The organism is Mariniphaga sediminis (genome assembly GCF_003573545.1).
Classification (GTDB): Bacteria; Bacteroidota; Bacteroidia; order Bacteroidales; family Prolixibacteraceae; genus Mariniphaga; species Mariniphaga sediminis.
Window position 1 is genome coordinate 1 of sequence record NZ_QWET01000031.1, and the last position, 26,716, is coordinate 26,716.

Sequence of the window (26,716 nt, forward strand, 5' to 3'; positions counted from 1 at the left end):
ATTTTAGAGTCCATATCAGAGCAAGGTTTTGTTTGTTAAATATTTAAATATAAGACACTTAAATATAAACAAAACTTTGCTTTTTTGCTAGCAATTTCTTAGGTTTCTTACATCGAACTGACGTTAAGTTACGAATTATTTTGTGGAAATTCAATTCTGATTCAGACTGGTTGGTGACCTCAATAAAAACAAAAAAGACCAGTTTCCTGGTCTTTAGATTTTTTTGGAGCGGGAAACGGGGATCGAACCCGCGACCCTCAGCTTGGGAAGCTGATGCTCTACCGCTGAGCTACTCCCGCTTTTAGCAACGCCCCTATGAAATAATACCTTTTTTCACAGGGCATGCAAATTTAGAAAAATTTGGCTTGCTGCCACCTGTTGCTTAAAAATTTCTGCTACATAATGGGAAGTTTCCATTGCTCACGGTAGGTAAGACGTGTCAACTTATCGGCCGCCTCTTCCTTAAACCGTTTATCCTTATCATCCCAGTTAATGATTTGTCCGGTTCGATAGGCAATATTTCCCATCTCCGAAACGATGGCAGTTTTGGCACCAATCTCTACTGAAGCATTTGGAGTTCCTCCTTTGCGGATACATTCCAGAAAGTTTTCTACATGCTGGTCAAGGCCATCGCCATAATTTTCCTGTTTTTTGCCTTCAAAAAACGGCCCTTTTTTGGCATCGCTCCGGTCGGGCATGATTTCCCACCCGCCACGGTCTAGTACCATCGTTCCTTTTTCCCCAACAAAAGCTACCCCGTGTCCTTTTCCGTAGGGACCAATTCCCGGGTTCAAACCGCATTCCCACACCATAGCATGTGTTGGATAGCTATACAGAGCCTGCTGAATATCTGGCGTTTCAATAGCGCCTTCTTCATGATAATAAATACCTCCTCCGGGAGAAATCTTTTCCGGCATCCCAGCATCCATGGCAAACATGGCAAAGTCGAGCAGGTGAACCCCCCAGTCGGTCATGGCTCCGCCTGCATAATCCCACCACCAGCGATGGTTATAGTGAAAGCGGTTAGGATTAAACGGTCTTTCCGGTGCAGGTCCCAACCACATATCGTAATCTACATAAGCGGGCGCTTCCCCGTCTGGCATAGCCGGGTAGGGTTTATCATATCCTTTGTAAATCCAGGCTTTTACCAAATGAACATTGCCCAGTTGCCCTGATTTGACAATCTCCGAAGCTTCAAACCAATGTTTGGAACTTCTCTGCCACATCCCCACCTGAACTACCTGATTGGGATATTTTGAGGCGGCCTTCACCATAGCATAACATTCTTCAATGCTATGCCCCATAGGTTTTTCCACATACACATGCTTACCAGCTTCCAGGGCCGCCATCATTATATAAGCATGCCAGTGGTCGGGTGTACCAATAATAACGGCATCTACCTCAGGGCTATCAAGCATTTCTCTAAAATCAGAATAAAGCACCGGCTTCTTTTCGGTCATCTTTTCAACCTCAGCCGCCCTCGATTCCAATATATTCGAATCTACATCACACAATGCAACGCAATCCACATTGTTCTCTTTCCTAAGGAAACTTTTAAGGTTACTAAACCCCATGCTGCGGCAACCAACCAAACCTACTCCCACTTTTTCTCCTGGCGAGGCACAGGCATTCATTATTGTCGGGAAAGTGCTGATAGCTGCTGTGGCAAGGGCTGAGTTTTTAATAAATTTTCTTCTGTCTGAATTCATAATATGCGTTAATTGAATTTTGTAATGAAAAGGGTAAAGATAAAGGTTCTGGTTATGAATAGGAAACTCACATCTGTTTATTTTCCGCTTTCTCTGATAAAAATCAGTTTTGAATGACCGGTCATTCAAAGTTAACATTAATTTAACGCAAAAAAATTGCAGTACATGAAAGTGGCTCATACCTTTGACCAATCGTTCAATCAAAAAAAATACAACGAAATGCCTCGGAGTCCAAAACAATTTGATAAAATCAGAAAACAGAAAAAACAGCTTATTATGGATACGGCGCTGGAACTTTTTGCCGAAAACGGGTTCCACGCCACATCCATGAGCCAGATTGCAAAAAAAGCAGGAATATCTAAAGGACTCGCCTACAACTACTTTGAAAGCAAGAATAAAATACTCGATGAGATTATAACGACAGGCTTCGACACGATATTTTCCAACTTTGATTTAAACAAGGATGGAGTATTGACTAAAGAAGAGTTTAAATTTTTCATAAACAAAAGCTTTCAGGTGCTTAGGGAAAATCTTCGCTACTGGAAACTATATTATTCAATTACTCTTCAGCCAAAAGTTGCTGAGTCTTTTCAAAGCGAATACCTCGAAAGGGCAAAACCAATTTTTTCCATGTTCTATCAATTTGCTGAATCCATGGGAAGCAAAGATCCGGAGTCGGACGTAATCGCAATAAGCGCCTTATTTGAAGGAAGTTATATATTCGCAATAACATCTTCGGAATTTTTTCCAATAGATAAAATGGAAAAAGTAGTACTCAATACATGTTTTCGAATCATAAGTAACCAAAAAGAACTAAACGATGAAAGCTAAGTTAATTTTATCAATACTAAGTCTTTTCAGCCTTTTAGCAGGGGCACAAAACGTTGAAGAAATCGTTCGGCAGGCTGATGAAAAATTCAGGGGGGAATCGAGCCGGGGCACAATAACTATGATTATTGAGCGCTCAACCTGGTCCCGGGAAATTTCGATGAAAAACTGGACCCTTGGCAATGAATACTCCCTTATCTATATTACCGCGCCAGCCAAAGAAAAAGGGCAGGTATTTCTGAAGCGAAAAAATGAAATGTGGAACTGGGTGCCAACCATCGAGCGAATGATAAAAATTCCTCCCTCCATGATGATGCAGTCGTGGATGGGCTCCGATTTCACCAATGATGACCTGGTACGCGAATCATCGCTGGTAAAAGACTATACGCACAAACTAGCAGGAGAGGAAATGATTCAGGGGTACGATTGTTACAAAATAGAACTCTCCCCAAAACCCGATGCGCCGGTTGTGTGGGGAAAAATCTTCATGTGGATTTCGAAGGACAAATACTTCTGGTTGAAAGCGGAATATTACGATGAAGATGATTACCTGGTCAACACCGAAACCCTTTCGGAAATAAAACGCATGGACGACCGCGAAATGCCTACCCGGCTCGAAATGATTCCCGTCGATAAGGAGGGGCAAAAAACAGTCTTGATTTTTGACGAGATAGAGTTTAATATCAACTTAAAAGAATCATTCTTCTCTCAACAAAATATGAGGAGAATTAGGTAGCAAACCGCAGTTACAATTGTAAAGAATCAAACCATTCAATAAGTAACAAGCATGAAAACAAGCATTAAACTGGCATGGAGAAATCTCTGGCGAAACCGGAGACGGACCATTATTGCCATCTCCTCCATTGTTTTCAGCGTACTGCTAGCCTCGTGGATGCGTTCCATGCAAGAGGGCTCTTATGCCAGCATGATTGACAATGTAGTGAAATTCTACTCTGGTTACCTGCAGGTACAGGACACTGCATACTGGGAAGAACGTACACTTGAAAACACTATCGAGGTTACACCCAATCTGAAAAACCAGATTGAACGCATAGAGGATGTGACACTTGTTTCGAACAGGCTGGAATCTTTTGCACTGGCAGCCAATCACCAGCACAGCAAACCAGCCATGGTACTGGGTATTGAACCCGAAGCCGAAGACCGGATTACAGCCATTTCAAAAAAAATAAAAGACGGCGCCTTCCTGCAAACAGGTGACAAAGGTGTTGTGCTGGGTAAAGGTCTTGCCGATTTTCTGAGCCTGGGAGTGGGCGACACGTTGGTGATGATTGGACAGGGCTATCATGGCATCAGTGCCAACGGCCTGTTCACCATAAAAGGAATTCTCGATCACCCCAATCCGGAATTCAACAAACGACTCGTTTTTATGGAAATCGAAAATGCCCGTGAGTTTTATTCAACGTATGGATTGTCCTCCTCGCTGGTGATAATGACAGATGACCACTATGAAGTAGGACATCTCAAAAAAAATATCGGAGCTATTTTACCTTCAGATAAAACAGTAATGACCTGGCAGGATATGCAACCGGAAGTTGTTCAAATGATAAAAAGCGACCGAGCCGGAGGCATTGTTATGCTGGCCATTCTTTATATGGTTATTGCCTTTGGCATGTTTAGCGTGGTAATGATGATGGTTAAAGAACGACAACGTGAATTCGGGGTTATCCATGCCGTGGGAATGAAAAAGCAAAAGCTTTCGGTTATTGTTTTTTGGGAAACCGTATTTATTGGCATAGCAGGGTGTATCATCGGGCTAATTATCAGCTATGCTTTTTGTATTTGGTTTTACTACCACCCGCTTCCACTCACCGGGGAAACAGCTGAAGCTTATATCCAGTATGGTATGGAACCTTATATGTTCTTTTCGCTGAAACCATCGCTCTTTTACAACCAGATGATTCTGGTATTTTTTATCAGTGTTTTTATTTCGCTTTTTCCGGTCTTCAACATTCATCGCTTAAAAATTACAAAAGCGTTACGGGCCTGAAAAAAAATTTACTGGCGCAGTTTTCAAATACAGAAAAACTTAAAGGTATGATTTGGTCAATTGCATGGAGAAATATCTGGCGAAACAAGCTTCGCAGTATTATAATGATTGTGGCGATCACCCTTGGATTATTGGCCGGGGTATTCTCTACTTCATTTATGCAGGGACTTGTTGACGCCCGCATTGAATCAGCTACCAAAACAGAACTGGGACATTTACAAATACATGCCCCGCATTTTCTTGAAAATAATAACATCGTTTACACCATTCAGAATTCAGGAGAGTTGGTATCACAAATCGAATCGCTCGATTCCGTAAAAGCGGTTGGCCGGCGGTTGATTGCCGAACCGTTTATTATGGCAGCCCACGGAACCGGCGGAGGGAAGCTAATAGGAGTGGAACCCGAGCAGGAAAAAAGAGTTACCGATATTTGGGAACACATCATCGCCGGCACTTACTTAGAACATGAAAGCCGGATACCTCCTGTGGTAATTGGCGAAAAACTGGCCAAAAAACTTCGGTTGAAAGTAGGTTCCCGTATAAACGTACAAATGGTTGACCGCCGCGGCAACCTGTCGCTGAAAGGCTACCGCATCAGTGGTATTTACCGTACAACAAATACCAGCTACGATGAATCAACCCTGTTTGTTAAGTACGAAGACTTGCAAGCACAACTGGGCATGGAAAAAAACACCGCGCATGAAATAGTACTTTTGTTGGAAAATGGAGACGAGGCGCCTGCTGTAAAACCTCAAGCCGAAAAACTGGCCGGCAACAATGTAGTTGAAACCTGGAAAGAACTGAGTCCGGAAATGTCGTTGCTAACCGATTCCATGGATCAGTATATGTACATTTTTATCCTGATCATTTTACTGGCGCTCTGTTTCGGAATCATCAACACCATGCTGATGGCCGTTTTGGAGCGGGTCAAAGAAATCGGGATGCTGATGGCAGTAGGTATGAACAAACGCAAAGTTTTCCTGATGATTATTCTGGAAACTGTATTGCTCACGGTTACCGGCGGAATCTTTGGAATTTTAACAGGAGCCGGAATAACGAAAATATTTGAAACAACACCAATTAATCTCTCAATGTTTGCCGAGGGACTTGAAAGCCTCGGGTATGCATCAGAAGTTTACACCTCGGTGCAAAATGAGTCGCTTGTTACCATTGCGATCCTTGTGGTAATTACCGGAATTGTTTCAGCCATTTACCCGGCAAGAAAAGCGTTGAAGCTAAACCCGGCAGAAGCTACGAGGACGGAGTAGAAAATGCATAAATAATTAAAACAGAAAAGAAACAAATAATTTATTCAGTTTGACTTAAAGATGAATTGATGCATTCAAAAATTGAAAAAAAATGAAAATAATTGAAATTAAAAACCTGTATAAAACCTACGAGGACAATTCTGTCCCCGTCCACGCAGTAAATGGCGTGGACCTTTCCATTGAAGAAGGGGAATTTACGGCAATTGTAGGCCCGTCCGGTTCAGGAAAAACCACGCTATTAAACATTGTGGGGGGACTGGACAATGCAACGGAAGGCAGCGTATTTATTGACGGAGTAGATATAAGTAAACTTTCATCGCGTAAAATGACCGATTTCCGGATGCACAAAATTGGCTTCGTATTTCAGGCCTACAACCTGATTCCGGTGCTAACCGCCAAAGAAAATGTAGAATTTGTTATGCACCTGCAAGGAGAAAAAAAAGCGAAGCGCGATGCCCGTGCAAGCGAATTATTAAAAGCAGTGGGACTGGGCACAATGATGGATCGGCGCCCGTCGAAACTTTCCGGCGGCCAGCAACAACGGGTAGCTGTAGCCCGGGCACTGGCATCGAAGCCAAAATTTGTACTGGCCGATGAGCCTACTGCCAATCTCGATTCAAAATCAACAGAAAACCTGCTCGACATTATGGAGCAACTTAATAAAGAGGAAAAAATTACGTTTATATTTTCAACTCACGACCAGCGCGTGGTAAACAAAGCACGGCGTGTGGTGATGCTTGAAGATGGAAAAATAAAAAGTGATCTCAACAAAAACCAGGGATGAAGCGAAAAGTAATTTTTCTGATGATTCTGTTTTTTCAATTTTCCGGAACAAATTCCGGAGAAAAGATAAAAAGTTCAGTATGGGATGTTTCTCTATTGAACACAGCATTGGAGGCAAATTACCTTTCAACACTCGAAAAGGAGATAATTCTCGAAATCAACAAACTGAGAACCAACCCTGAAAAATACGCGACCGAGTATATTGCACCGCTGGCCAAACGCTATAACCGTCGGCTGCTTTACTATCCCGGCGATCAGCCATTGCTTACCAAAGAAGGTGTAAATGCTCTTTATGAATGTGTGCACGACCTTAAACGCCAGCAACCTCTTTCCCTGATTTATCCCAGCCCGGGTTTAACCAAAGCCGCCCGCGACCATGTAAACGACCAGTCGAAAACCGGACGAACAGGACACCAGGGCTCTGACCGCAGCGGAATGCGGGAGCGCATTGAACGACATGGCGAATGGCAGGTTCGCATTGCCGAGAATATTGCCTATGGAGGAAAAACGGCACAGCAAATTGTAATCTATCTACTCATAGACGATGGGGTTCGTGACCGCGGCCACCGCAAAAACTTTCTGAATCCGGATTTCAGAGTGGTGGGAGTTGCTGAAGGAAATCATCCCCAATTCAAAAGGATGACAGTAATGGACTTTGCCGGAGGATTTAAAACAACCGAACAATGAAGGTATTAAAATACATTTTACCACTTTTCCTGTTGATTAGTTCATCCTCTTTTGCACAACTACAAAAACTAACACTGAATGGCTATGTAAAAGACCTTTACATGTATTACAAACCAGATAATCCCTTTCCGGGAATTAACGCCAACCATCTCTCTTCCAATCTTATCCACAATCGACTAAACTTCAGGTGGTATGCCTCGGATGAATTTACGATTGCTCTCGAAGCCCGGAACCGTCTTTTTTGCGGACAACTCATACGCGAATTCCCTCTCTACGAAAAATTTGTAAATACCGACCCCGGATATATTGATCTGGCAGAAACAGTTGCCTCGGGCAAAGGCTGGTTTTTACACACAATGATAGACCGGGCCTGGGTTGATTTTACAAAAGGAAATTGGCAAATCACCGCCGGACGCCAACGTGTCAACTGGGGAATTAACCTTGTCTGGAACCCCAACGACATTTTCAATACTTTTTCCTATTTCGATTTCGATTACGAAGAGCGCCCTGGATCGGACGCATTGAAAGTCAGGTATTACACTGGCGTCACTTCTTCAGCTGAAGTGGTTTATAAAATAGGACGTAATGAAATAGACAATAACACAGAATCAACTTATGCAGTGAGGTACCGTTTTTCCAAATTCAGTTACGACTTTCAGTTCCTTGGCGGCCGGATGCCTGAAGACTTTGTGCTGGGAGGCGGCTGGATGGGCGATATCAAAGGCGGCGGTTTCCGGGGAGAAATTTCATGGTTTATTCCGCGTGAAGAAGACAATGGAAGTAAGGAAGCGCTGGTGGCAACCGTTTCCGGCGACTACACCCTAAAAAACAGTTTGTACCTTCATGCTGCTATTCTTTACAACAGTTTGGGAGCTACCGGAAAAGCAGGAACCCGCGAATTTTTCGATCAGAATATTTCAGCCAAAATGCTTTCGCCGGCACGCTGGAACCTGTTTGGGCAACTCTCCTACCCTTTCACCCCGCTTTTTTCAGGCAGCTTCTCCGGGATGCTGAACCCCTCCGATGGTTCGTCCTACTTTGGCCCGTCATTTACCTACTCGCTGGGCAATAATCTGGAACTGATGTTCACCGGACAGCTATTTTTCGGAGAAGAAGAAACTGAATACGGCGAACTGGGTAAAGCATTGTATGGCAGGCTAAAATGGGCATTTTAAAATCTAAATTTAATAACACAATCCTTCAAATTCATTTTCCCTTTTTTGGTATACGTCACAAACTTTTATCCATTATTAATTCCTTTTTTTTTGTGTCTCAATAGAGTATGCAACATAAAAAAAGCCGTCATTATTACTTCTGTCAAAGTCGTTTATCTTCAACTCCAATCTTCCAGAGGCAGGCGCAACAATGGTACGGGCGTTTCCGATATAAAACCAGTTCCCTTTATCAATTCGACCGATTAAGCTACCGTGTTTGTGCCTGCTGCTTATGCTATACAATTCAAAACCATTTACCCCGGCCGGGGATGCTGAACCGGCCATAAAACCTAAAGTTACCGAGCCCCAGGCACTAAATGTAATAACATCACCTTCATTTAAACGAATATCGGTAATGTTAGAATAAGAATTTACTTTCAACGTGTTATGGTTTAATCTTTCGGTAGAAACGACTCCACTTGCATCGAAATTACCTAATGCCGATACTTCCAATGTACCATCATCAATTTCATAATAGTATATAGTTCCTCCACTTTTTATATATTGTGATGATTCTTTCAACAAACTGACATTACCTTCCTTTTTGTTGAAGTAGGGATTTGTTCTTTCGCGGTATTCGCTGTTCAATTCCATCGCATAAAGTTCAATAATATCTCTCGGTGCATTTGGGAAAATACACTTTGCTGCTATTGCTAATCCTCTATTATTATTGGCATTAAACTTCAATGTCTTCAATTCATAGTTTCTGTTATTTTTAAATGTATTGATATCAGCATATAAGTTTCCATTATCATTTGCCAACTCAAATCCAAAGGTTTGAACTTTAGCTATAAATCTTCTTTTATCTTCTACGCGAACAGGATTTTTGATTAATGGTACCAGGCTTAGTACTTCAAATAAATCGTCGAGAGTAGGAAAGTACGTCCCGTATTTTAAATTGAGTTCCCTCCGTTTATTCTTCACTGCCTGGACCCTCCTATTTTTAATACGCTGTTGTTCAGTGGCTATCCGGTTAATTTCCTGCTTTCTATTTCGCTCTGCCTCTACACGTTGTCTTTCCTTCGCAATAAATTCCCGGTTCCTTTCTGAAATGGCATTATGAATCTCCTTCATGTTGGAATTTTCACCAGAAACATTTGACAAGTACAAACCTTCTATATTTTTTAATTCTTCTTCTGTTTGAGCATTCTTAACCTTTACATAAATATCATTTGAAATGGAAGATATAATTTGCGTCTTCTTTTGTTCTATTTCGCCTATCAGTTCCGTTAAAAGAGCATGTTGAAGAAATGCCCCATAATCCTTATAAGTATTGCGGTAAAGCTCATCGATTTTAGCAACTCCGGTTTCATCTAAACTAATATTTTTTACCTTATTTTTCTCCATTGGGATAAGTGAACCCAATATTTCATCTGTTTTCCTCTCAATACTACGATCAACACTTTTTATAGTCTCCCTGTCTGCTTTTGAAACGAGCAACTGATTATTGGATTTAAATGTTCTTAACGTATGCAAACTAATTAGCGAATTATTGAGCACTGATAAGGCCTTTGATTTATCCAGTAAAGTACTGTTTGCTATTTCTGTTTCGCTTTGTTGAATTAGTTCAGCAAAGTAATCTAACTCGGATGGCAGTAGTATACTATATTTGGTTTTTAAAAGATTTTTAGAATCATTCAATTCTGAAAATGAAACTTCCTTTCTTTTAATTTTTTCAATAGCATGATTGTAATCATTTCGCAGCAATCTGATTTCTTGTACAATTTTGACAGCCTCCCCATACCAACGATCTGTTATAAAAACAGTTCCCATGTAAAACGTTAAGCGCTTCACACTTTCAAAGTCTTTTGTAAACATCAAATCGACCCTTCCTCTGTTTAACGGACTGGAGCTGTTGCCACATTTACTGATTTTGGAGTGAATAACAGATCTTTTCCCTTTTTTCAACTTTTCAAAAGAATTACCAAAAACCGGTTTAAAATATTTGTCGGATAGCAGGTTATACTTTATCCGGTTATACGTATTGCTTCCAGAACGTAACTGTTTAAAATCGACATCAGGAAATTCGAGTTCCACACTTTGTGTCCATTCATCCAGTTTTTTGCAGTTTTGAGCCAGGGTTGTTTGGAAAATAAATTGACTGCAAATGAGAAGTGCGTAAATAAGTGATTTCATAATTTTGACTGTTTATTCTTTAAATGAAACCGGAATTGTATAAGAAACACAGACAGGTTCGCCATTACTTCTTCCACCTTTCAAAAAGCGCAACCGGCGTACCCGCTCCAATGCCAATTGATCAAAAATTTTATTGACGCCTCTCGAAATTTTTACATCCATTACCTGCCCGTCGGGCCCGACAACCATACTCACTAATACTCGGCCTTGTTGTCCGGTACCAATTAATTCTTCCGGATATTTAATGCGTACACTTTCCCGCAACCCTTCCTCTCCTCCTTCAAATTCCGGCATTTCTTCTACAATAAAAAGAACCTTGTCACAAACTTCATCTGCGGTTTGCTCTGTTGGTTCCACTCCATACTCATTTTTTGCCTCGTCATCCCCTGTCAAACCTGAACGCTCAGAATCATTTTGAACCATAGCAAAAAAAGTTTTATATGCTGCCTCGCCCAGATCATAACATTTATTTGCCGCATTTAACAGAATTTCCTCACTATATTGAGTTTTCAATTCATTATAAACGGAATCAGCCAAATGAATACGGGTATTGAAATCGGCAGACCTGAAATAGGTCTTCAGCGGTTCTTCAGAAGGCGCCATCAGAATCCTCCGGGCCAGGCTTCTGGAATCTTTATTCAACAATTCTTCAAATGCAATTCTTAATATGGGGGACTTCACGCCTATTTCCGTTGGGGCGTAAAGTCCATGGCCAACATCATGTTTCCTTGCATTTTTTATAGCTAAAATGGCGTTTTCAACCACGTCTATACCATATAAAGTACACATGTTGTCGTAAGATTTTGCATATTCAGACATAGTAAGATGATCTCCTTCATATACAGACATCATAGTTCTGTATTCTACAGCATAAATGTAAACGTAATATGCTTTGATACTTTCATTTGAAAGTAAGCCGATAAAAGCATCAAACGGCCGCCTGGAACCGCAGGGGATCAGCCCGGGAGGAACCGGATTTCTGTTATCGTAATCACGAACCGGAGCAACAAGTCCTAGTTCACTGAGGTCTGCGATTAAACCACCTTTGGTTTTAGAAGCATTTTTTATTTCCAAGGCCACTTTATTTATTAATCCCTCTCCCATAGACTTCGCAAGTTCCTGGTATTCCTTCGCTGCATCCGGCCACGATTCAACATATCTCGTGCGGCGGAAAAGGGCCATTACGTATCCCGAAAGTGTTTTTTCTACAGGCAATGGCACTCCTGCGGCATCATATTCGGCAATATCACGCATTTCCCTGTATTTTCTGTATTCCTCTTTACTGCTATCCATCACTTTCTGTTTGACTGCCTGTGAGAATAAATTAAAAAAGTTGTCCTCCGTGGCTTTACCTATTTCGTTATTCACCTTCATCACCCACCTGGTAAAATCAAGAAACGATGATTCGTATATTCCGCCATCAATAATTCCGGTTCCCAACACACTTGCTATTACTGCAATTGACGTATTTACCCGTTCAGCATGCGACTGGAATTCTCCCGTTTTACTTTTTGTAGACGAGAATCCCATCAGCGCATATTCAAGTAAGATCATATCTTTTTGATAAAGTAAATCCCCAAATCTTTTTTTTGCTTCCTGATGGTTGTCTTTATCGGGATAAGTAGTCCAAAAATTTTGTCTCGCAGTTTCAATATCATCATTCAATTCAGCTCCCCATTGTTTTAGTTCTGCACGACTTTGTGCGAGATTATTAAGTTGCTGTCCATAAAAACTTCCAATTTCTATAGCTGCATCTTCAAGAGATTGCGCACAGATATTTTGAAACATTATCAATGCAATAAAGACGAGTGTCAAACTCCGGAATGTCCTTACTGTTTGTTTCTTTTTTACTTGTTTACCTGAATTATTCGATTCCAATTGCATATTCTCTAAACCGTGGAACTCTATTAATTTTTTCATTCTGTTATTCATCATTTATTAAAATACTTTCTACATAATATAATGTCAAAGGGGCACCAAGTTCCCCGGCATTCATAACATCAATTCCCTTCTTTTTAAAATCGGAAATGTACAATAAAACTTCGGCAGCATCAGTAGAATTTCCCTCATCGCCGATGGCGCCAAACATCCAAATTCCTTTGTCCGAAAAATTCCATTTCTCCCTAGTGTTATATTTCGCTTCAGCTCCATTTTCTGCAATATGCGTAATCAGTGTATTTTTGCTGTTCACTTTAAACTCAGAGCTATCTTCACCCCCTTCGTACTTTTTGTATTCACCGGTTACTGTGCCTTGTTTTTTGTGCTCGATATAGTAACTGTGAAATGTTGTCTGGGCAATTAATTGATACTAAACAAGTAAAGCCACGCCAAATAATAAAAAAAGGATTTTTGCCTCCATTCAATACTATTATTAATTCTTCATAATTTTAATATGCCCGTACCATTACAACCTGAATTTATCTCTCAGGTTATCGATGATTTCCGAGAACCCCTGTTCGTAATAAGTAATTTCCCTTTAAATCTGCACGTTCCAGGTCGTTTTTAAATTCACGGCTGTTGCATCCCAGAAGAAAAAATAAAATGCTTGCTGATGCAATTACTACTTTCATATCTTCAACTCTTATTTGATTTCAATTTTTTTATTCTGTTTTAGTTTGATTTCCGGCACTCTACGGTAAAGCTCCCGGAGTTATTGCTGGGGTCCAAATCGTTCACATACAATTTGAGATATCCGCTATTGTCTGCCGTAATGATTGTTCCTCTTCCGACATAATGCCACGCGCCATTGTCGCCAATAGTGGCCAACAGACTTCCGTGCCGGTAATTTTTGACAATGTTGTAAATTTCGAATCCCTGAATTCCGGTAGGCCCTCCCGATCCGGCAAATACGCCAAATGTAACACGTCCGGTTGCTGCTATATTTACTTTTTCACCCCGCTCCAAATAAAGGTTGGTGCGAATTGCTCCCTTTACATTGTACCTTTCAATTTTCGGTTTTTCCCGGACTGATTCATTCGCAACCTGTGGAGTATTTTCCCTTTGAATTTTATCCAGCGAATAAATGATACGTCTGATTTCGTCTGAATAAAATGCCCTCTTGTCCGATGGAATTGACACCATTAAACGATAATATACATTATCTGTTTCAGCACAAGCCATGGTATAAAACGATTCGTCGTTTCCCCAAAAGGTAGCTTTCAGGTTTACTATTTTTGCCCTCATTCCGTTAATAGTAGTTTCGGTAATTTCTGACTGCGATGAAACGGAGAAATTCTTTTTAAAGTTGGCAAGGTTGAGCTCTGTATAAAAGTTTAAATTATTAAAATTGGTTCCCAAATTGTTTTTAAGAAGTGCCTGTTGAATTTCCTGCTTTGAGTCCATAAAAATGGTCACATTAAATTTTCCTGACGGATACCGAAATGAAATTGATTTGTTATCCTGGCCGTTAGCACTTTTTTCATCCAATTCTAAAAATGAAGGCAGGCTAATCGTTATCCCGAAATAAGGATATCGAAATTTAACCCACTCTGTTTCTTTTGGATTTTGGAAAGATGTAATACTTAATAATCCAGTCAATAGTATAACAAGTCTTTTCATAGTGCTTCTAATTAAATTTCAATTACAATTTACCCCTTACTATTAGTTCATAATAAAGTAGTGTAATCTCATATTTCCCCAGAACATCATCATTATTTTGATTGACACAATCAGGGTAGGAATAAATATCTATCCTAAAAATTAGCCCTTTTCAATATATGAAAATGATATTAAAACACAAAAAGATATATTAATATTTTTCACAATTGTGCGATATAATAGGTTAAAAAAAGATGTACCCCTCGCAAAGTCTGCTATAAAATGATAGCAAAGACAGTTACTTTTTGTGCCAAAGCTGAATTATAAGCTAACGCTTAAGGTAGTTAGTGTATTTTAACTGGTAGCTAAACCTTGTATCGGAAACAATAATTTTAAATACCTCTCATCCGTCCAAGACTGAAATGCAAGGATTTACAATGAGTACGACTGAGTCATCACAAAATAATCCCCCAAAAATTCATTTTTAAAATCCAAACCTCGATTTTTTTAAAAAAAGGTATTTAATTTGCCCTGTCAAACAGAATGCAAATTTTTATGTTGGTTCGGGAAAATGAAGAATACATACCTTGATCTTATTGAGCAGTCCTATTATTTTCCACAGGAAGGATTCGACCTGCAGGACGGCAATCTTACTTTCTACGGCGTTTCGCTGAAGTACTTAATTGATAAATACGGCACCCCGTTCAGGTTAATGTACCTTCCACGTATCGGGGATCAGATAAAGAAAGCCCGGAACCTTTTCAGGCGTGCCATGAAGGCAACCAACTATCAGGGAAGTTACAACTATTGTTATTGCACAAAATGCAGTCACTTCCACCATGTAATAAACAAAGCACTTCAATATGGAGTGAACCTGGAAACCTCTTCCTCGTTCGATATCGATCTTATCCAGAACCTTTACAATCAGGGGAAACTGGATCAAAAGGTCAAGCTGGTACACAACGGGTATAAAACCGATGAATACATTCGTAAAATTATCGAACTTCAGGATTTGGGATTTACCAACTCCACGATTATACTCGACAATAAAAACGAACTAAAAAAAGTCCTCAATTTCTCAAAAGGAAAAAAAGTACAAATAGGTATCCGCAAAGCCATCGATGAAGAGCCACAAAGCGCTTACTATACTTCCCGTTTGGGAATTCGTGCCTCGGAAGTTCTTGAATTTTACCGGAACAACATCCAGGGAAAAACCAATCTGGAACTGACCATGCTCCACTTTTTTGTGGACTCAGGTATAAAAGATACCCTTTACTACTGGGGTGAATTCCAGAAATCGGTAAAACTGTACATCGAACTGAAAAAAGAATGCAATACCCTCAACTCAATCAATTTGGGAGGAGGTTTTCCCATCCGTAGTCACCTCGGGTTTGAATACGATTATGAATACATGATCCGGGAAATTGTGAACAACATTAAGGATGCCTGTAATGCAGAAGGAATAAAGGAGCCCGATATTTATACTGAATTTGGGAAATATACGGTGGGAGAAAGCGGTGCTACCATCTTTTCGGTACTGGATCAGAAACAACAAAACGATGCAGAGTTATGGTACATCATTGACAACAGCCTGATGAATACCATTCCCGATGCCTGGTCTATTTTCGAAAAGTTCATTCTTCTGCCCATCAACAAATGGAATAATGAGTACACTCGTGTGAACATTGGAGGTATTAGTTGTGATCATTCGGACTATTATAATTCAGAAGACCTGAATCAGCAGATCATGCTCCCACGCTATTCTTCGCGCGAGAAGGAGCCGTTATATCTCGGGTTCTTCCACACCGGCGCTTATCAGGACTCCATCAGCGGTTACGGAGGCATTAAACACTGCCTCATTCCTTCGCCGAAACATGTAATCATCGACCGCGACGAAACGGGAAACTTTGTGGACTATGTGTACCGAACCGAACAAACGGTGGATGACATGTTTAAAATTCTGGGATACTCTAGCTGAATAAAATAAATAATTTAGGCCCGGAAATCCGGGCCTAAATATTTAAATACTGCGGGGGACTACTTAGGGCAGCTTTCTTCTGTTATATCTGTTCGCTTTTTTTGTCCAGCATCATCAGAGAATTGACAACTATCTCTGAGATGTACTGTTTTTCTCCGTTTTTATCTTCGTACGACCGGTTGGTCAACTTTCCTTCCATAGCAATTTCCGAACCCTTCTTGAGGTAATTCTCCACCACCTCGGCTTGTCTTCCCCATGCCACCAACCGGTGCCAGGTGGTTTCTGATACTTTCTTTCCACTTTGATCGTAGTAAATTTCGTTGGTTGCTATAGAAAAATTAGCAACAGTTTTTCCGCTGTCCAGCTTTCTCACCTTTGGATTATCGCCAAGATGTCCGATAAGCCTGACACTGTTTCTTAACGCATTCATGATTTAAAGTTTTAATTAATGATAGAACGAAATTGTAATTCAAAAGTAATCGTAGCGAAAAAGAATAGTCGGTAAACAAATAATTGTAAACGGATATAAACATTTGTAAACGTTTACAAACGGATATTTTTTTGTACATTAGCTATTTATATACTTTTAGAGATACTCGCATGGAGGAAAGAAAATGCTTGGAATGTGGTGAACAGCTTCGGGGACGAGCCGACCAAAAATTTTGCAGCGATGCCTGCCGGAACGCATATAACAACAAAAAAATGAGCGGCTCAACCAACTACATTCGAAAAATTAACCGGATACTGAAAAAGAATTACACCATCCTGAAAGAACTAAACTATAACGACAAAACCACTACCTATAAAAACGCCTTGATGAAACAGGGGTTCAACTTCAACCACTTCACCCATATTTACAAAACCCGTAACGGGCGCATTTATTATTTTTGCTACGACCAGGGCTTTTCGGTTCTGGAAAACGACAAATACCTGCTGGTAAGGAAAGAAGGACTGGTTGGAAGTATTTAACGCTAATTTTTTTACCTCTGAAATATTCCTTAGCATATAAATGGTGGGGAATTTAATATATAATGAAAAGATGAAAAGCTCAACCTACAACGGAATGAAAAACAAACTACGTATCCACTCTTTGGAACATATCTCTTTTGAAGGATTGGGTTGTATTAAAGAATGGGCGGTTAAAAAGGGGCATCAACTCAGTTACACACATTTTTACCAAAACGACAAACTCCCTGACTTGAAGGAAATCGACTGGCTAATAGTGATGGGTGGCCCGATGAGTATTCACGACGAACAGAAATTTCCCTGGCTGAGAGAAGAAAAAAAGTTTATTAAAAGTGCCATTGACGCACAAAAAACGGTCATTGGAATTTGTCTCGGTTCGCAACTGATCGCCCATGTTCTGGGGGCCAGAGTTTATAAAAACCCGTTAACCGAGATTGGCTGGTTCGACATTGTCAGAACAGAAGAAAGTTACCCGTCTGATTTGCTGGCTGGTTTTGAAGAAAAATGGAAAGTTCTTCACTGGCATGGCGACACATTCGAGATCCCATCAAAGGCTGTTCACCTTTTTCAATCCGAAGCCTGCAAAAACCAGGGATTCCTTTTTAACCAACGTGTGTTGGGATTACAGTTTCATTTTGAAATGACAGAACAAGGACTAGAAAAAATGTTCGTCAATGAAAATGAAAAACTACCCGTAGGTGTGTTTGTGCAGTCGCAAGAGGAAATCCTTTCTCAAAAGAAATTCATCGCAGGCAACAACGAAAAAATGTTTTTGATCCTGGATAGATTAGACGGGAATCAATTTTAGGTAAAAAGAATGTCGTTTAGTTAATAAATTCAGGGGGTATCCTCTGCCGCCCTGAACCCTGCGCTGGTATGGTTAAAACCTCCCAGCCTTAACTAAACGACATTCAAATTAAATATCTCTGTTTTTTTATTCCTCTAACTTGATAATCTCACTGCCGGCCAGTAAAAAAGCTCCGGTACCATAAACTTCCCAACTCTCAGCAGAGAAATTTTTCCGCGGATCAGCGCCAATGGGCTGTACCCACCCTACCCTGCCGTCAGGCTGAATGAGCGAATTCAATCCGACCCAGGCTTTTTCTACAACCGGAAGATATTTATCTTTATCGAGAAGACCATTGTTGATTCCCCAGGCTAAAGCATAAGTATAAAATCCGGAACCACTGGCTTCACCGCCGGGATAGGAATTGGGATCGAGGAGGCTGGCACGCCATAAACCATCTTCCTGCTGCAGCGCAATAATTCTTTCCGCCATCTCTTTGTAGTTTTGCACATAAAAAGCACGGGTAGGCCAGTCCTCGGGCAATTCCTGAAGTACCTTTACCAGTCCACCCATTACCCAGCCATTGCCACGCGACCAAAAAATCTTTTGCCCGTTCGCTTCCTTAATCACTTCCACCTCGGGTTCATCCCATTTATAGCGAATATCCCGTGCATACAAATGTTCTTCTTTATCATAGAGCAAATCGTAACACTCGCGAAATAGTTTATCATTCAATTTCAGATACTGGTCATCATCAAGCGTAACTCCAAGCTTCACCAATACAGGAGGCGCCATAAACAAGGCGTCGCACCACCACCAGGTACATTTATGAATACCTTCTATTTTATACGGTGTAATCATAAACTTATCCAGTGAGTCAATAAGCGGCTGGATCATCCTCTTTTCACCAGCAACCTGGTACATATCAATGTAGCTCTGACATATTGCATAATCGTCTGCATGTTGCAACCTCGGTCCCGGGCTCCACCTGTTTGCCTCACCCATAGCATAAATTGCCTTGTAAATATTTTCATTTTCAAGGGTTTGGTAGGCTGCAGATACGCCGGCATAAAAAGCCCCATTAGTCCAGTCATAAAGTTTATGTTTCGGATGGTGTAATTGCCAGTCAAGTGCACCCTTCATTTTATTTTTAATATACAAGGCTTCAAAAAGTTCTTCATTTCCTTTTCTTTGTGCCATGGATGCGCCTGCTAATAAGCTGATCGCCAAAAATGTTGCTACTAATTTTTTCATTATCAATGCTGTTTATCGATTTTGCTACAAGTATATGCAATCGATTGCAATTTTCAAAGAAAAATAAATAAATTTAGACCGTACACTGCGTAAAATTATTTTTAACAATGTGTTTTTGAATTCCCCTGCATTGCACGGAAAAAAATTAATCACTATCATTGCAAAAAAATAGGAACAGATTATGAATTACGGACTGGGACATCACGGCCATCATTACAGAACCTGACGGTTGGTAGGTTGAGGTTGTTTCGTCGTATACTCGAAAGATATTGAACCAGGGCTTGCCAATTCGGCAGGCTTTTTTTTTGAAATTACGTTTTTATAAATCTATGAAAAGTGTAAAAACTCAATATCGAATAAAGCGACCAGAAATCTGTTCTGATAAAACAAATTGAAAATTAAAAAAACACAGAATATGGAAAAGCTAAAAATTGCCATGCAAACCAAAGGCAGGTTAAACGAAGATTCCATGCAATTAATCCGGGAATCCGGTATTGACCTGGCTGTTGGAAGACGAAAACTGGTTTCAGAAGCGGGAAACTTCCCTATGGAAGCGCTGTTTTTGCGCGACGACGATATCCCGCAAACAGTAGCCGACGGAGTAGCCGATGTAGGTATAGTAGGTGAAAATGAGATGCTGGAAAAAGGAGAGAACGTGGTTATTGCCAAAAGACTGGGATTCAGCAAATGCCGTTTATCGCTGGCTATCCCAAAATCGATGGAGTATTCCGGCACCGCATTTTTTAATGGTAAAAAAATTGCCACCTCCTACCCCAATATCCTGCAAAAATTCCTGGATGAACATAACATAAAAGCCGAAATCCATGTCATTACCGGATCGGTAGAGATTGCACCGGGAATTGGACTGGCAGACGCCATTTTCGATATTGTCAGTTCCGGCTCCACACTGGTTAGCAACCGGCTGAAAGAAGTTGAGGTAGTTATTCATTCTGAAGCCGTGCTAATTTCAAAACCAAACCTTTCTCAGGAAAAACAGGAGATTCTGGATGAACTGATATTTCGGATGGAGTCGGTACAGCGGGCTGAAGGGAAAAAGTATATTTTGTTGAACACGCCCAATGAAAAAATTCAGGAGGTAGCCAGTTTGTTGCCCGGAATGAAAAGTCCAACCGTAGTGCCTTTGGCAAAGGAAGGCTGGAGTTCGATGCATTCGGTTATTGCGGAGAATGATTTCTGGGAAGTCATCGGAAAGCTAAAAAAGGCCGGTGCAGAAGGGATACTGGTAATCCCGATTGAAAAAATGATTTTTTAACTTGAAACATCTGATTAAAAATTATTTGGTACAGCTATTATGAAAACGTTCGTCAATCCTGAAAAAAGCCGCTGGTCGCAAATCCTGCAGCGCCCGTTGATGGATGTCTCCGGCTTGTATGAAACAGTACAGGGAGTACTGAATGAGATCAAACAAAAAGGGGACAGCGCTTTGCGCAAATACACACTCCAGTTCGATGGTGTGGATCTGGAGAAGTTACAGGTATCGGAAGAAGAATGGACAGAAGCAGAACGGCAGGTCGAACCTGAACTAAAAAAAGCCATTGAACTGGCAGCAAACAATATTGAAAAATTTCACGGTGCGCAGAAAACGGAAATCCGGAAAGTGGAAACAATGCCGGGGGTTAGCTGCTGGCAAAAAGCCGTCCCCATAGAAAAGGTAGGCCTGTACATTCCGGGAGGAACCGCGCCGCTTTTTTCTACGGTACTAATGTTGGCTATTCCGGCACGCATAGCAGGCTGCAGAGAAATCGTGTTGTGCACTCCACCGGGGAAAGACGGATCTGTTCACCCTGCGATTTTATTTGCTGCAAAATATTCAGGAGTAAAAAAAGTTTTCAAACTAGGCGGCGTGCAGGCCATTGGAGCCATGGCTTACGGAACTGAGTCGGTACCAAAAGCAGACAAAATTTTCGGGCCGGGAAATCAATATGTAATGGCAGCAAAACAACTGGTTAGTATAAACGAGGTTGCCATTGACATGCCCGCCGGGCCTTCGGAGGTGATGGTTGTTGCCGATAAATCAGCCGACCCGGCTTTTATCGCTTCAGACCTGCTTTCTCAGGCCGAACACGGTGCCGACAGTCAGGTAGTGCTGGTAACCAACAACGAAGAACTGGCTGAGCAGGTAAAAGCGCAAATTAATCTTCAACTCGAAAAACTTCCCCGAAAAGAACTGGCTGAAAAATCACTTAAAAACAGCGTACTCATTGTGATGGAAGATGAACAGAAAATCGTTAATTTAATCAATGAATATGCACCGGAGCACCTGATTCTTTCTACTAAAAACTACAGCGAACTGGCTGAAAGAGTGTTCAATGCAGGGTCGGTTTTTCTTGGAAATTATACGCCCGAAAGTGCCGGGGACTATGCCTCCGGCACCAACCATACCCTGCCAACAAATGGTTGGGCAAGAAGTTACAGCGGGGTCAACCTCGACAGTTTTATAAAAAAAATCACATTTCAGGAAATAACAGAAGAAGGATTAAAATCCATCGGACCGGCCATTGAAACCATGGCTGCTGCGGAACAACTGGAAGCGCATAAAAATGCGGTAACGTTGAGGTTGAAACGAATTTTATTGGATGAAGGGTGACCTTTAATTAGTGCTGTGTTATCCTGAATGTGCTCCAGGTAACTGGGAACATTGCCGGAACAGGTCCGGTATTACATTTTGAATGAATTGAAGAGGACAATGAAAACGAAATAATAGATATCAATGAACTTAGACAATCTTTTACGCAAGAATATTAAAACCCTGCAACCATATTCATCCGCACGCGATGAATACACCGGTGAGGCGATGGTCTTTCTGGATGCCAACGAGAACCCGTTTAACTATCCGTATAACCGGTATCCGGATCCGCTGCAAAGGGAACTCAAGGAAAAAATTGCCCGGCTGAAAGGAGTAACACCGGAACAAATATTTCTGGGAAATGGCAGCGACGAACCCATCGACCTGCTTATTCGTGCTTTCTGCGAACCGGGCGAAGACGCTTTGGCGATAATTGATCCCACCTACGGAATGTACCAGGTAGCGGCAGGTATCAACAACGTGAATGTTAAAAAAATATCGCTCACGGAAAGCTTTGAACTGGATGCCCGGGAACTTTTAAAAAACACCGACGAGAAAACAAAATTGGTTTTTCTCTGCTCACCCAACAACCCCACCGGAAACTGCCTCGACAAAAACGCTGTTCTCGAAGTGGTGCAGAATTTTCCGGGCATTGTAGTGCTTGACGAAGCATACATCGACTTTGCTCCGGGAAAATCGTTGCTACCACAACTAAAGGAGTTTCCGAACCTTGTGATTCTGCAAACATTTTCCAAAGCCTGGGGAATGGCAGGAATCCGGCTGGGAATGGCATTTGCCTCTCCCGAAATTATTTCGGTTTTTAATAAAATCAAATATCCGTATAACCTGAATATTCTTACGCAGCAGAAGGCACTGGAACTGATTGAAAACAAAAAGCAAACAGAAAAGTGGATAAAACTGCTTATCGCTGAACGGGAAAAAATGACAAAATTATTACAGGATTTCCCATTCGTCGAACACATATATCCTTCAGATGCCAATTTTATCCTGGTAAAAATGCACGATGCAAGGGGAGTTTATGAATATTTGAAAGAAAAGGGTGTAATTGTACGTGACCGTTCCAAAGTCCATCTTTGTGCGGAAAGCCTGCGAATTACCATCGGAACCTCCGAGGAAAACGGGCAATTATTACTGGCGCTGAAAGAATTAATTTAAACAAGTTCAATTTTTCAAATAATCACCCTATTTTGAAATACGAAACGTTGAACGTTAAACATTAAACTTTTATATGAAAAAGGCACTTTTTATCGACCGTGACGGTACGCTGATTTGCGAGCCGGAAGATGAACAAATTGATTCGCTGGAAAAGTTGGAGTTTATCCCGGGGGTTTTCCGCAACCTGTTTAACATCCGGAAAAACCTGAACTACGAATTGGTAATTGTCTCTAACCAGGATGGCTTGGGAACAGCTTCCTATCCTGAAGAAACCTTCTGGCCGGCTCAAAATAAAATGCTGAAAGCTTTCGAAAATGAAGGGGTTCTTTTTGACGATATCTTAATTGACAAAAGCACTCCCGAAGAAAATGCCCCCACCAGAAAACCACGGACCGGTCTTATGGGAAAATATATGAGCGGCGACTACGATTTGGCAAACAGTTTTGTTATTGGAGACAGACTGACAGACATTCAACTGGCAAAAAACCTGGGCGCAAAAGGAATTCTCATTAACGACGGAAGTTTAACCCAAGAGCTGGAAAAACAAGGGTTGGCAGAACATTGTGTGCTGGTTTCAGGCGACTGGGACGACATTTACGCCTGTGTAGCAGCGCCTGAACGGACTGCCGAAGTGAAACGCACTACCAAAGAAACCGATATTCTCGTTAAGCTAAACCTGGATGGTTCGGGGGTATGTAACATTTCGACCGGGCTAAGCTTTTTCGATCACATGCTCAACCAGATTGGCAGGCATGCCGGAGCCGACCTCAGTATCTCGGTAAAAGGTGACCTTGAAGTTGATGAACACCACACCATTGAAGATACGGCGCTGGCATTGGGGGAAGCTTTCCAAAAAGCAGTGGGCGACAAAAAAGGAATGGAACGCTACGGTTTCTGCCTGCCTATGGACGATTGCCTTGCACAGGCAGCCATTGACTTTGGCGGACGTCCCTGGTTGATTTGGGAAGCTGAGTTTAAACGCGAAAAAGTGGGCGACATGCCTACCGAAATGTTTATGCACTTTTTCAAATCCTTTTCCGATGCGGCGCGCTGCAACCTCAACATAAAAGCAGAAGGTACAAACGAACACCACAAAATTGAAGCTATTTTTAAAGCGCTGGCCAAAGCCATAAAAATGGCTATTAAAAGGGATTTATATAATTTTGAGTTGCCTACAACAAAAGGTTCTTTATAAATTTTAGGGGAACTCTGCGAAAACTCAGCGTTCTCTGTGGTAAAAGTTTACCGCAGAGGAATCAGAGAAAACGCAAAGAAAACAGAGAAAGAGAGTAAAATGCATACAGAAAAATGACTGAAAATGAAATAACGGATACGATCATTGGATGTGCCATTAAAGTTCACCGAAACTTAGGTCCCGGTCTGCTTGAATCAGCATATCAGGAATGTTTATTTTATGAAAATGTTCATTTGTTAGAGTACCGTCTTGATTCTGTATATTGAAAATAAAATTTTTGAAATAAAATCTCTGGGGGACTCTGCGAAAACTCAGCGTTCTCTGTGGTAAAAAAAGTATTTAGATGAAAACGATAAAACCACTCCGTGAAAAAAAGAATACAGCCATTTTGCTGATTCATTGCCCCGACAAACAGGGAATACTGGCTACGGTCACCGAGTTTTTAAATAAAAACCGGGGAAACATTATTTACCTCGACCAGCATGTGGACCGCAAGGAAAAAATCTTCTATATGCGTGTGGAATGGGAACTGGAAGGCTTTGCCATTCCGGCAGAAAAAATCGGGGAATATTTCGACACGCTCATAGGATCGCCGCTGAATATGTACTGGCGTCTCTATTTTTCGGATGATATCCCGCGAATGGCACTGTTTGTTTCCAAAATGCCGCACTGCCTGTTCGACATACTGGCCCGATATGCTGCAGGTGAATGGGATGTAAACATACCGTTCATCATCAGCAACCACGAACTGCTGAAACCTGTTGCCGACAGGTTTGGCATCGACTTTCATTTTTTCCCGGTTACAAAGGACAATAAAGACGAACAGGAGAAACTGGAAATGGAACTACTGAAAAAGTATAAAATTGATTTTGTGGTACTGGCCCGTTATATGCAGATTCTCTCCCAAGACTTTGTAAAACAGTTTCCCAATAAAATCATCAATATACACCACTCATTTCTGCCGGCATTTGCCGGGGCCAAACCGTACCATGCTGCCCACGAAAGGGGCGTAAAAATTATTGGCGCTACCAGTCACTACGTTACTTCTGAACTGGATGCCGGCCCTATCATTGAACAGGACGTAACCCGCTGCAGCCATGTAGACACCGTTGAAAAACTCATCCGTAAAGGACGCGATTTGGAAAAAATTGTGCTTTCACAGGCTGTTTACAAACATTTACAGCGCAAAATCCTTGTTTATAAAAACAGAACGGTGGTTTTTAATTAATTGGTTATGAAACGAACATGAATTTTAATTCTTTAAATTCACAAACAAGAAGAATTAAAATTGACTTAGGTCGAACTTCGTTTCATCGGGAGTTACATCGAATACAAAAGAAATAAACAATTTTAATGAGATGAAAGCAACATTAACACTTTTTGCATTAGCAGGTTTTTTTGTTTGGGCAAATGCACAGTCAACCGGAATTCCCCGGCAGGAAATCCCGGCAGATTACGGATACATTGTAAAAATCGGACAGCAAATGCCGGATATTGAACTGATGCTGACCGACGGAACAACCATAACGACAGACGATTTAAAAGGGAAAGTGGTAATGTTGCAGTTTACAGCAAGTTGGTGTGGTGTCTGCCGGCGCGAGATGCCACACATCGAAAATGAAATCTGGCAAAAACACAAAAACAATGAAGATTTTGTGCTGATTGGCATTGACATGGACGAACCATTGGAAACAGTAAAAAAATTTGCAGCAAAAATGGAAATCACCTACCCATTGGCACTCGATCCCGGCGGAAAAATTTTTTACACCTTTGCCGCAAAAGGAGCAGGGGTTACCCGTAACGTCATCATCAACCGGGAAGGTAAAATTGTTTATATGACCCGGCTTTTTAAAGAGGAAGAATTTAATGAAATGAAAGAGGTAATTAATTTGTTATTGGAAAATTAGTTACTGGTTGCTTGTTACTGGTAAAAAACTTCATTCAATACGTAGAGAATAATTGGAAATCATAAACCAAAAACGAGAAACAAGAAATAAATCATGAACATCGTTATTATAAAATACAACGCCGGAAACATTGAATCGGTCAACAATGCACTGAACCGCCTGGGGGTTAATGCAGAAATTACTGCCGATCCGGAAAAAATAAAAAATGCAGACAAGGTTATTTTTCCCGGAGTAGGAGAAGCCAGCACCACCATGGAATACCTCCGGGAGCACCAACTCGATAGGCTTATTATTTCGCTCAAACAACCGGTGTTGGGAATTTGCCTGGGGTTACAACTTATGTGTTCCCATTCAGAAGAAAATGACACCACCTGCCTGGGTATTTTCGAAGAAAAAGTAAAACGTTTTGTCCCAAAACCCGGAGATGAATTCATTACCAAAGTACCACACATGGGCTGGAATGCAGTATACGATTTAAAAAGTGATCTTTTTTCACCCGAAATGGAGAACCGGTATGTTTACTTTGTTCACTCTTATTACGCCGGATTGGGCGAACATACAGCCGCTACCTGCAACTACATCCTACCGTTCAGTGCCGCGTTGCAAAAGGACAATTTTTTCGCCACTCAGTTTCACCCCGAAAAAAGCGGAAAAATCGGGGCAGCCATTTTAGAGAACTTTTTGAAAATTTAAACG

The 26,716-nt window shown here is 41.2% G+C and carries 25 protein-coding genes and 1 tRNA gene; 18 read left to right on the forward strand and 8 right to left on the reverse strand.

Annotated elements, in window-relative coordinates:
• Nucleotides 1-224 precede the first annotated feature (224 nt).
• Nucleotides 225-299 (reverse strand) — tRNA-Gly (locus tag D1164_RS22360).
• Nucleotides 300-395: 96 nt separating this feature from the next.
• Complete coding sequence (locus D1164_RS22365; protein ID WP_172594595.1) at nt 396-1,709, reverse strand: Gfo/Idh/MocA family protein; 1,314 nt, start codon at nt 1,707-1,709, stop codon at nt 396-398.
• A 165-nt stretch (nt 1,710-1,874) separates the two neighbouring features.
• On the opposite strand from D1164_RS22365, the gene D1164_RS22370 reads away from it, so the two are divergent.
• The 7 genes from D1164_RS22370 (at nt 1,875) to D1164_RS22400 (ending at nt 8,458) form a co-directional block, all read left to right on the forward strand.
• Nucleotides 1,875-2,540 (forward strand): TetR/AcrR family transcriptional regulator, encoded by a 666-nt coding sequence (locus D1164_RS22370; protein WP_119352141.1) that lies wholly within the window; start codon nt 1,875-1,877, stop codon nt 2,538-2,540.
• Entirely contained in the window at nt 2,530-3,273 is a 744-nt protein-coding gene (locus D1164_RS22375; RefSeq protein ID WP_119352142.1) for an outer membrane lipoprotein-sorting protein, read from the forward strand. Before D1164_RS22370 ends, D1164_RS22375 begins: the two co-directional genes overlap by 11 nt.
• Before the next feature lie 51 nt (nt 3,274-3,324).
• Entirely contained in the window at nt 3,325-4,545 is a 1,221-nt protein-coding gene (locus D1164_RS22380; RefSeq protein ID WP_119352143.1) for an ABC transporter permease, read from the forward strand.
• Nucleotides 4,546-4,592: 47 nt separating this feature from the next.
• Nucleotides 4,593-5,813: an ABC transporter permease gene (locus D1164_RS22385; RefSeq protein ID WP_119352144.1), complete on the forward strand. Its 1,221-nt coding sequence runs from the start codon at nt 4,593-4,595 to the stop codon at nt 5,811-5,813.
• Between the two features lie 91 nt (nt 5,814-5,904).
• Nucleotides 5,905-6,597 carry an ABC transporter ATP-binding protein gene (locus D1164_RS22390; protein WP_119352145.1) on the forward strand — a complete coding sequence of 231 codons (693 nt, stop codon included), beginning with the start codon at nt 5,905-5,907 and terminating at the stop codon, nt 6,595-6,597.
• A complete protein-coding gene (locus tag D1164_RS22395; RefSeq protein WP_119352146.1) occupies nt 6,594-7,283 on the forward strand; it encodes a CAP domain-containing protein in 690 nt (229 codons plus the stop codon). The genes D1164_RS22390 and D1164_RS22395 overlap by 4 nt, the downstream gene beginning before the upstream one ends.
• Nucleotides 7,280-8,458, forward strand: coding sequence for a hypothetical protein (locus tag D1164_RS22400; RefSeq protein ID WP_119352147.1), 1,179 nt, complete (start codon nt 7,280-7,282; stop codon nt 8,456-8,458). The genes D1164_RS22395 and D1164_RS22400 overlap by 4 nt, the downstream gene beginning before the upstream one ends.
• 75 nt (nt 8,459-8,533) lie before the next feature.
• Here the strand turns inward: D1164_RS22400 and D1164_RS22405 are convergent, their stop codons facing one another.
• The 4 genes from D1164_RS22405 to D1164_RS22420 form a co-directional block, all read right to left on the reverse strand.
• Nucleotides 8,534-10,405: a hypothetical protein gene (locus D1164_RS22405; RefSeq protein ID WP_147372268.1), complete on the reverse strand. Its 1,872-nt coding sequence runs from the start codon at nt 10,403-10,405 to the stop codon at nt 8,534-8,536.
• 240 nt (nt 10,406-10,645) lie between these two features.
• Nucleotides 10,646-12,553: an energy transducer TonB gene (locus D1164_RS22410; protein ID WP_172594596.1), complete on the reverse strand. Its 1,908-nt coding sequence runs from the start codon at nt 12,551-12,553 to the stop codon at nt 10,646-10,648.
• A 4-nt stretch (nt 12,554-12,557) separates the two neighbouring features.
• A complete protein-coding gene (locus tag D1164_RS22415; protein WP_119352150.1) occupies nt 12,558-12,824 on the reverse strand; it encodes a hypothetical protein in 267 nt (88 codons plus the stop codon).
• Nucleotides 12,825-13,243: 419 nt separating this feature from the next.
• Nucleotides 13,244-14,191: a hypothetical protein gene (locus D1164_RS22420; RefSeq protein WP_119352151.1), complete on the reverse strand. Its 948-nt coding sequence runs from the start codon at nt 14,189-14,191 to the stop codon at nt 13,244-13,246.
• Nucleotides 14,192-14,741: 550 nt separating this feature from the next.
• On the opposite strand from D1164_RS22420, the gene D1164_RS22425 reads away from it, so the two are divergent.
• Nucleotides 14,742-16,148, forward strand: a complete 1,407-nt coding sequence (locus tag D1164_RS22425; RefSeq protein ID WP_119352152.1) for a type III PLP-dependent enzyme domain-containing protein — start codon at nt 14,742-14,744, stop codon at nt 16,146-16,148.
• An 82-nt stretch (nt 16,149-16,230) separates the two neighbouring features.
• Here the strand turns inward: D1164_RS22425 and D1164_RS22430 are convergent, their stop codons facing one another.
• Nucleotides 16,231-16,578, reverse strand: a complete 348-nt coding sequence (locus tag D1164_RS22430) for a single-stranded DNA-binding protein (RefSeq protein ID WP_119352153.1) — start codon at nt 16,576-16,578, stop codon at nt 16,231-16,233.
• Nucleotides 16,579-16,748: 170 nt separating this feature from the next.
• Here D1164_RS22430 and D1164_RS22435 point away from each other — a divergent pair, with 170 nt between their 5' ends.
• Together D1164_RS22435 and D1164_RS22440 are read left to right on the forward strand one after the other, a co-directional pair.
• Nucleotides 16,749-17,117: a hypothetical protein gene (locus D1164_RS22435; RefSeq protein ID WP_119352154.1), complete on the forward strand. Its 369-nt coding sequence runs from the start codon at nt 16,749-16,751 to the stop codon at nt 17,115-17,117.
• Nucleotides 17,118-17,187: 70 nt separating this feature from the next.
• Complete coding sequence (locus D1164_RS22440; protein WP_241558318.1) at nt 17,188-17,922, forward strand: type 1 glutamine amidotransferase; 735 nt, start codon at nt 17,188-17,190, stop codon at nt 17,920-17,922.
• 126 nt (nt 17,923-18,048) lie between these two features.
• Here D1164_RS22440 and D1164_RS22445 read toward each other — a convergent pair whose 3' ends face one another.
• Nucleotides 18,049-19,155 carry a glycoside hydrolase family 88/105 protein gene (locus D1164_RS22445; RefSeq protein WP_119352155.1) on the reverse strand — a complete coding sequence of 369 codons (1,107 nt, stop codon included), beginning with the start codon at nt 19,153-19,155 and terminating at the stop codon, nt 18,049-18,051.
• 415 nt (nt 19,156-19,570) lie between these two features.
• On the opposite strand from D1164_RS22445, the gene hisG reads away from it, so the two are divergent.
• The 8 genes from hisG (at nt 19,571) to hisH (ending at nt 26,713) form a co-directional block, all read left to right on the forward strand.
• The gene (hisG, locus tag D1164_RS22450; protein WP_119352156.1) at nt 19,571-20,428 is read left to right on the forward strand and encodes an ATP phosphoribosyltransferase; all 858 of its coding nucleotides are present in this window, start codon (nt 19,571-19,573) and stop codon (nt 20,426-20,428) included.
• A 39-nt stretch (nt 20,429-20,467) separates the two neighbouring features.
• Nucleotides 20,468-21,763 (forward strand): histidinol dehydrogenase, encoded by a 1,296-nt coding sequence (hisD, locus tag D1164_RS22455; RefSeq protein WP_119352157.1) that lies wholly within the window; start codon nt 20,468-20,470, stop codon nt 21,761-21,763.
• A 123-nt stretch (nt 21,764-21,886) separates the two neighbouring features.
• On the forward strand, nt 21,887-22,918 hold the full coding sequence (gene hisC, locus D1164_RS22460; RefSeq protein WP_119352158.1) for a histidinol-phosphate transaminase: 1,032 nt from the start codon (nt 21,887-21,889) through the stop codon (nt 22,916-22,918).
• A 73-nt stretch (nt 22,919-22,991) separates the two neighbouring features.
• Nucleotides 22,992-24,113 carry a bifunctional histidinol-phosphatase/imidazoleglycerol-phosphate dehydratase HisB gene (gene hisB / locus D1164_RS22465; RefSeq protein WP_119352159.1) on the forward strand — a complete coding sequence of 374 codons (1,122 nt, stop codon included), beginning with the start codon at nt 22,992-22,994 and terminating at the stop codon, nt 24,111-24,113.
• A 113-nt stretch (nt 24,114-24,226) separates the two neighbouring features.
• Nucleotides 24,227-24,379, forward strand: coding sequence for a GxxExxY protein (locus tag D1164_RS22470; protein ID WP_119352160.1), 153 nt, complete (start codon nt 24,227-24,229; stop codon nt 24,377-24,379).
• Nucleotides 24,380-24,456: 77 nt separating this feature from the next.
• Nucleotides 24,457-25,341 (forward strand): formyltetrahydrofolate deformylase, encoded by an 885-nt coding sequence (purU, locus tag D1164_RS22475; protein WP_119352161.1) that lies wholly within the window; start codon nt 24,457-24,459, stop codon nt 25,339-25,341.
• Between the two features lie 130 nt (nt 25,342-25,471).
• A complete protein-coding gene (locus tag D1164_RS22480; RefSeq protein ID WP_119352162.1) occupies nt 25,472-26,020 on the forward strand; it encodes a TlpA family protein disulfide reductase in 549 nt (182 codons plus the stop codon).
• 93 nt (nt 26,021-26,113) lie between these two features.
• Complete coding sequence (gene hisH / locus D1164_RS22485) at nt 26,114-26,713, forward strand: imidazole glycerol phosphate synthase subunit HisH (protein ID WP_119352163.1); 600 nt, start codon at nt 26,114-26,116, stop codon at nt 26,711-26,713.
• Nucleotides 26,714-26,716: the final 3 nt, after the last annotated feature.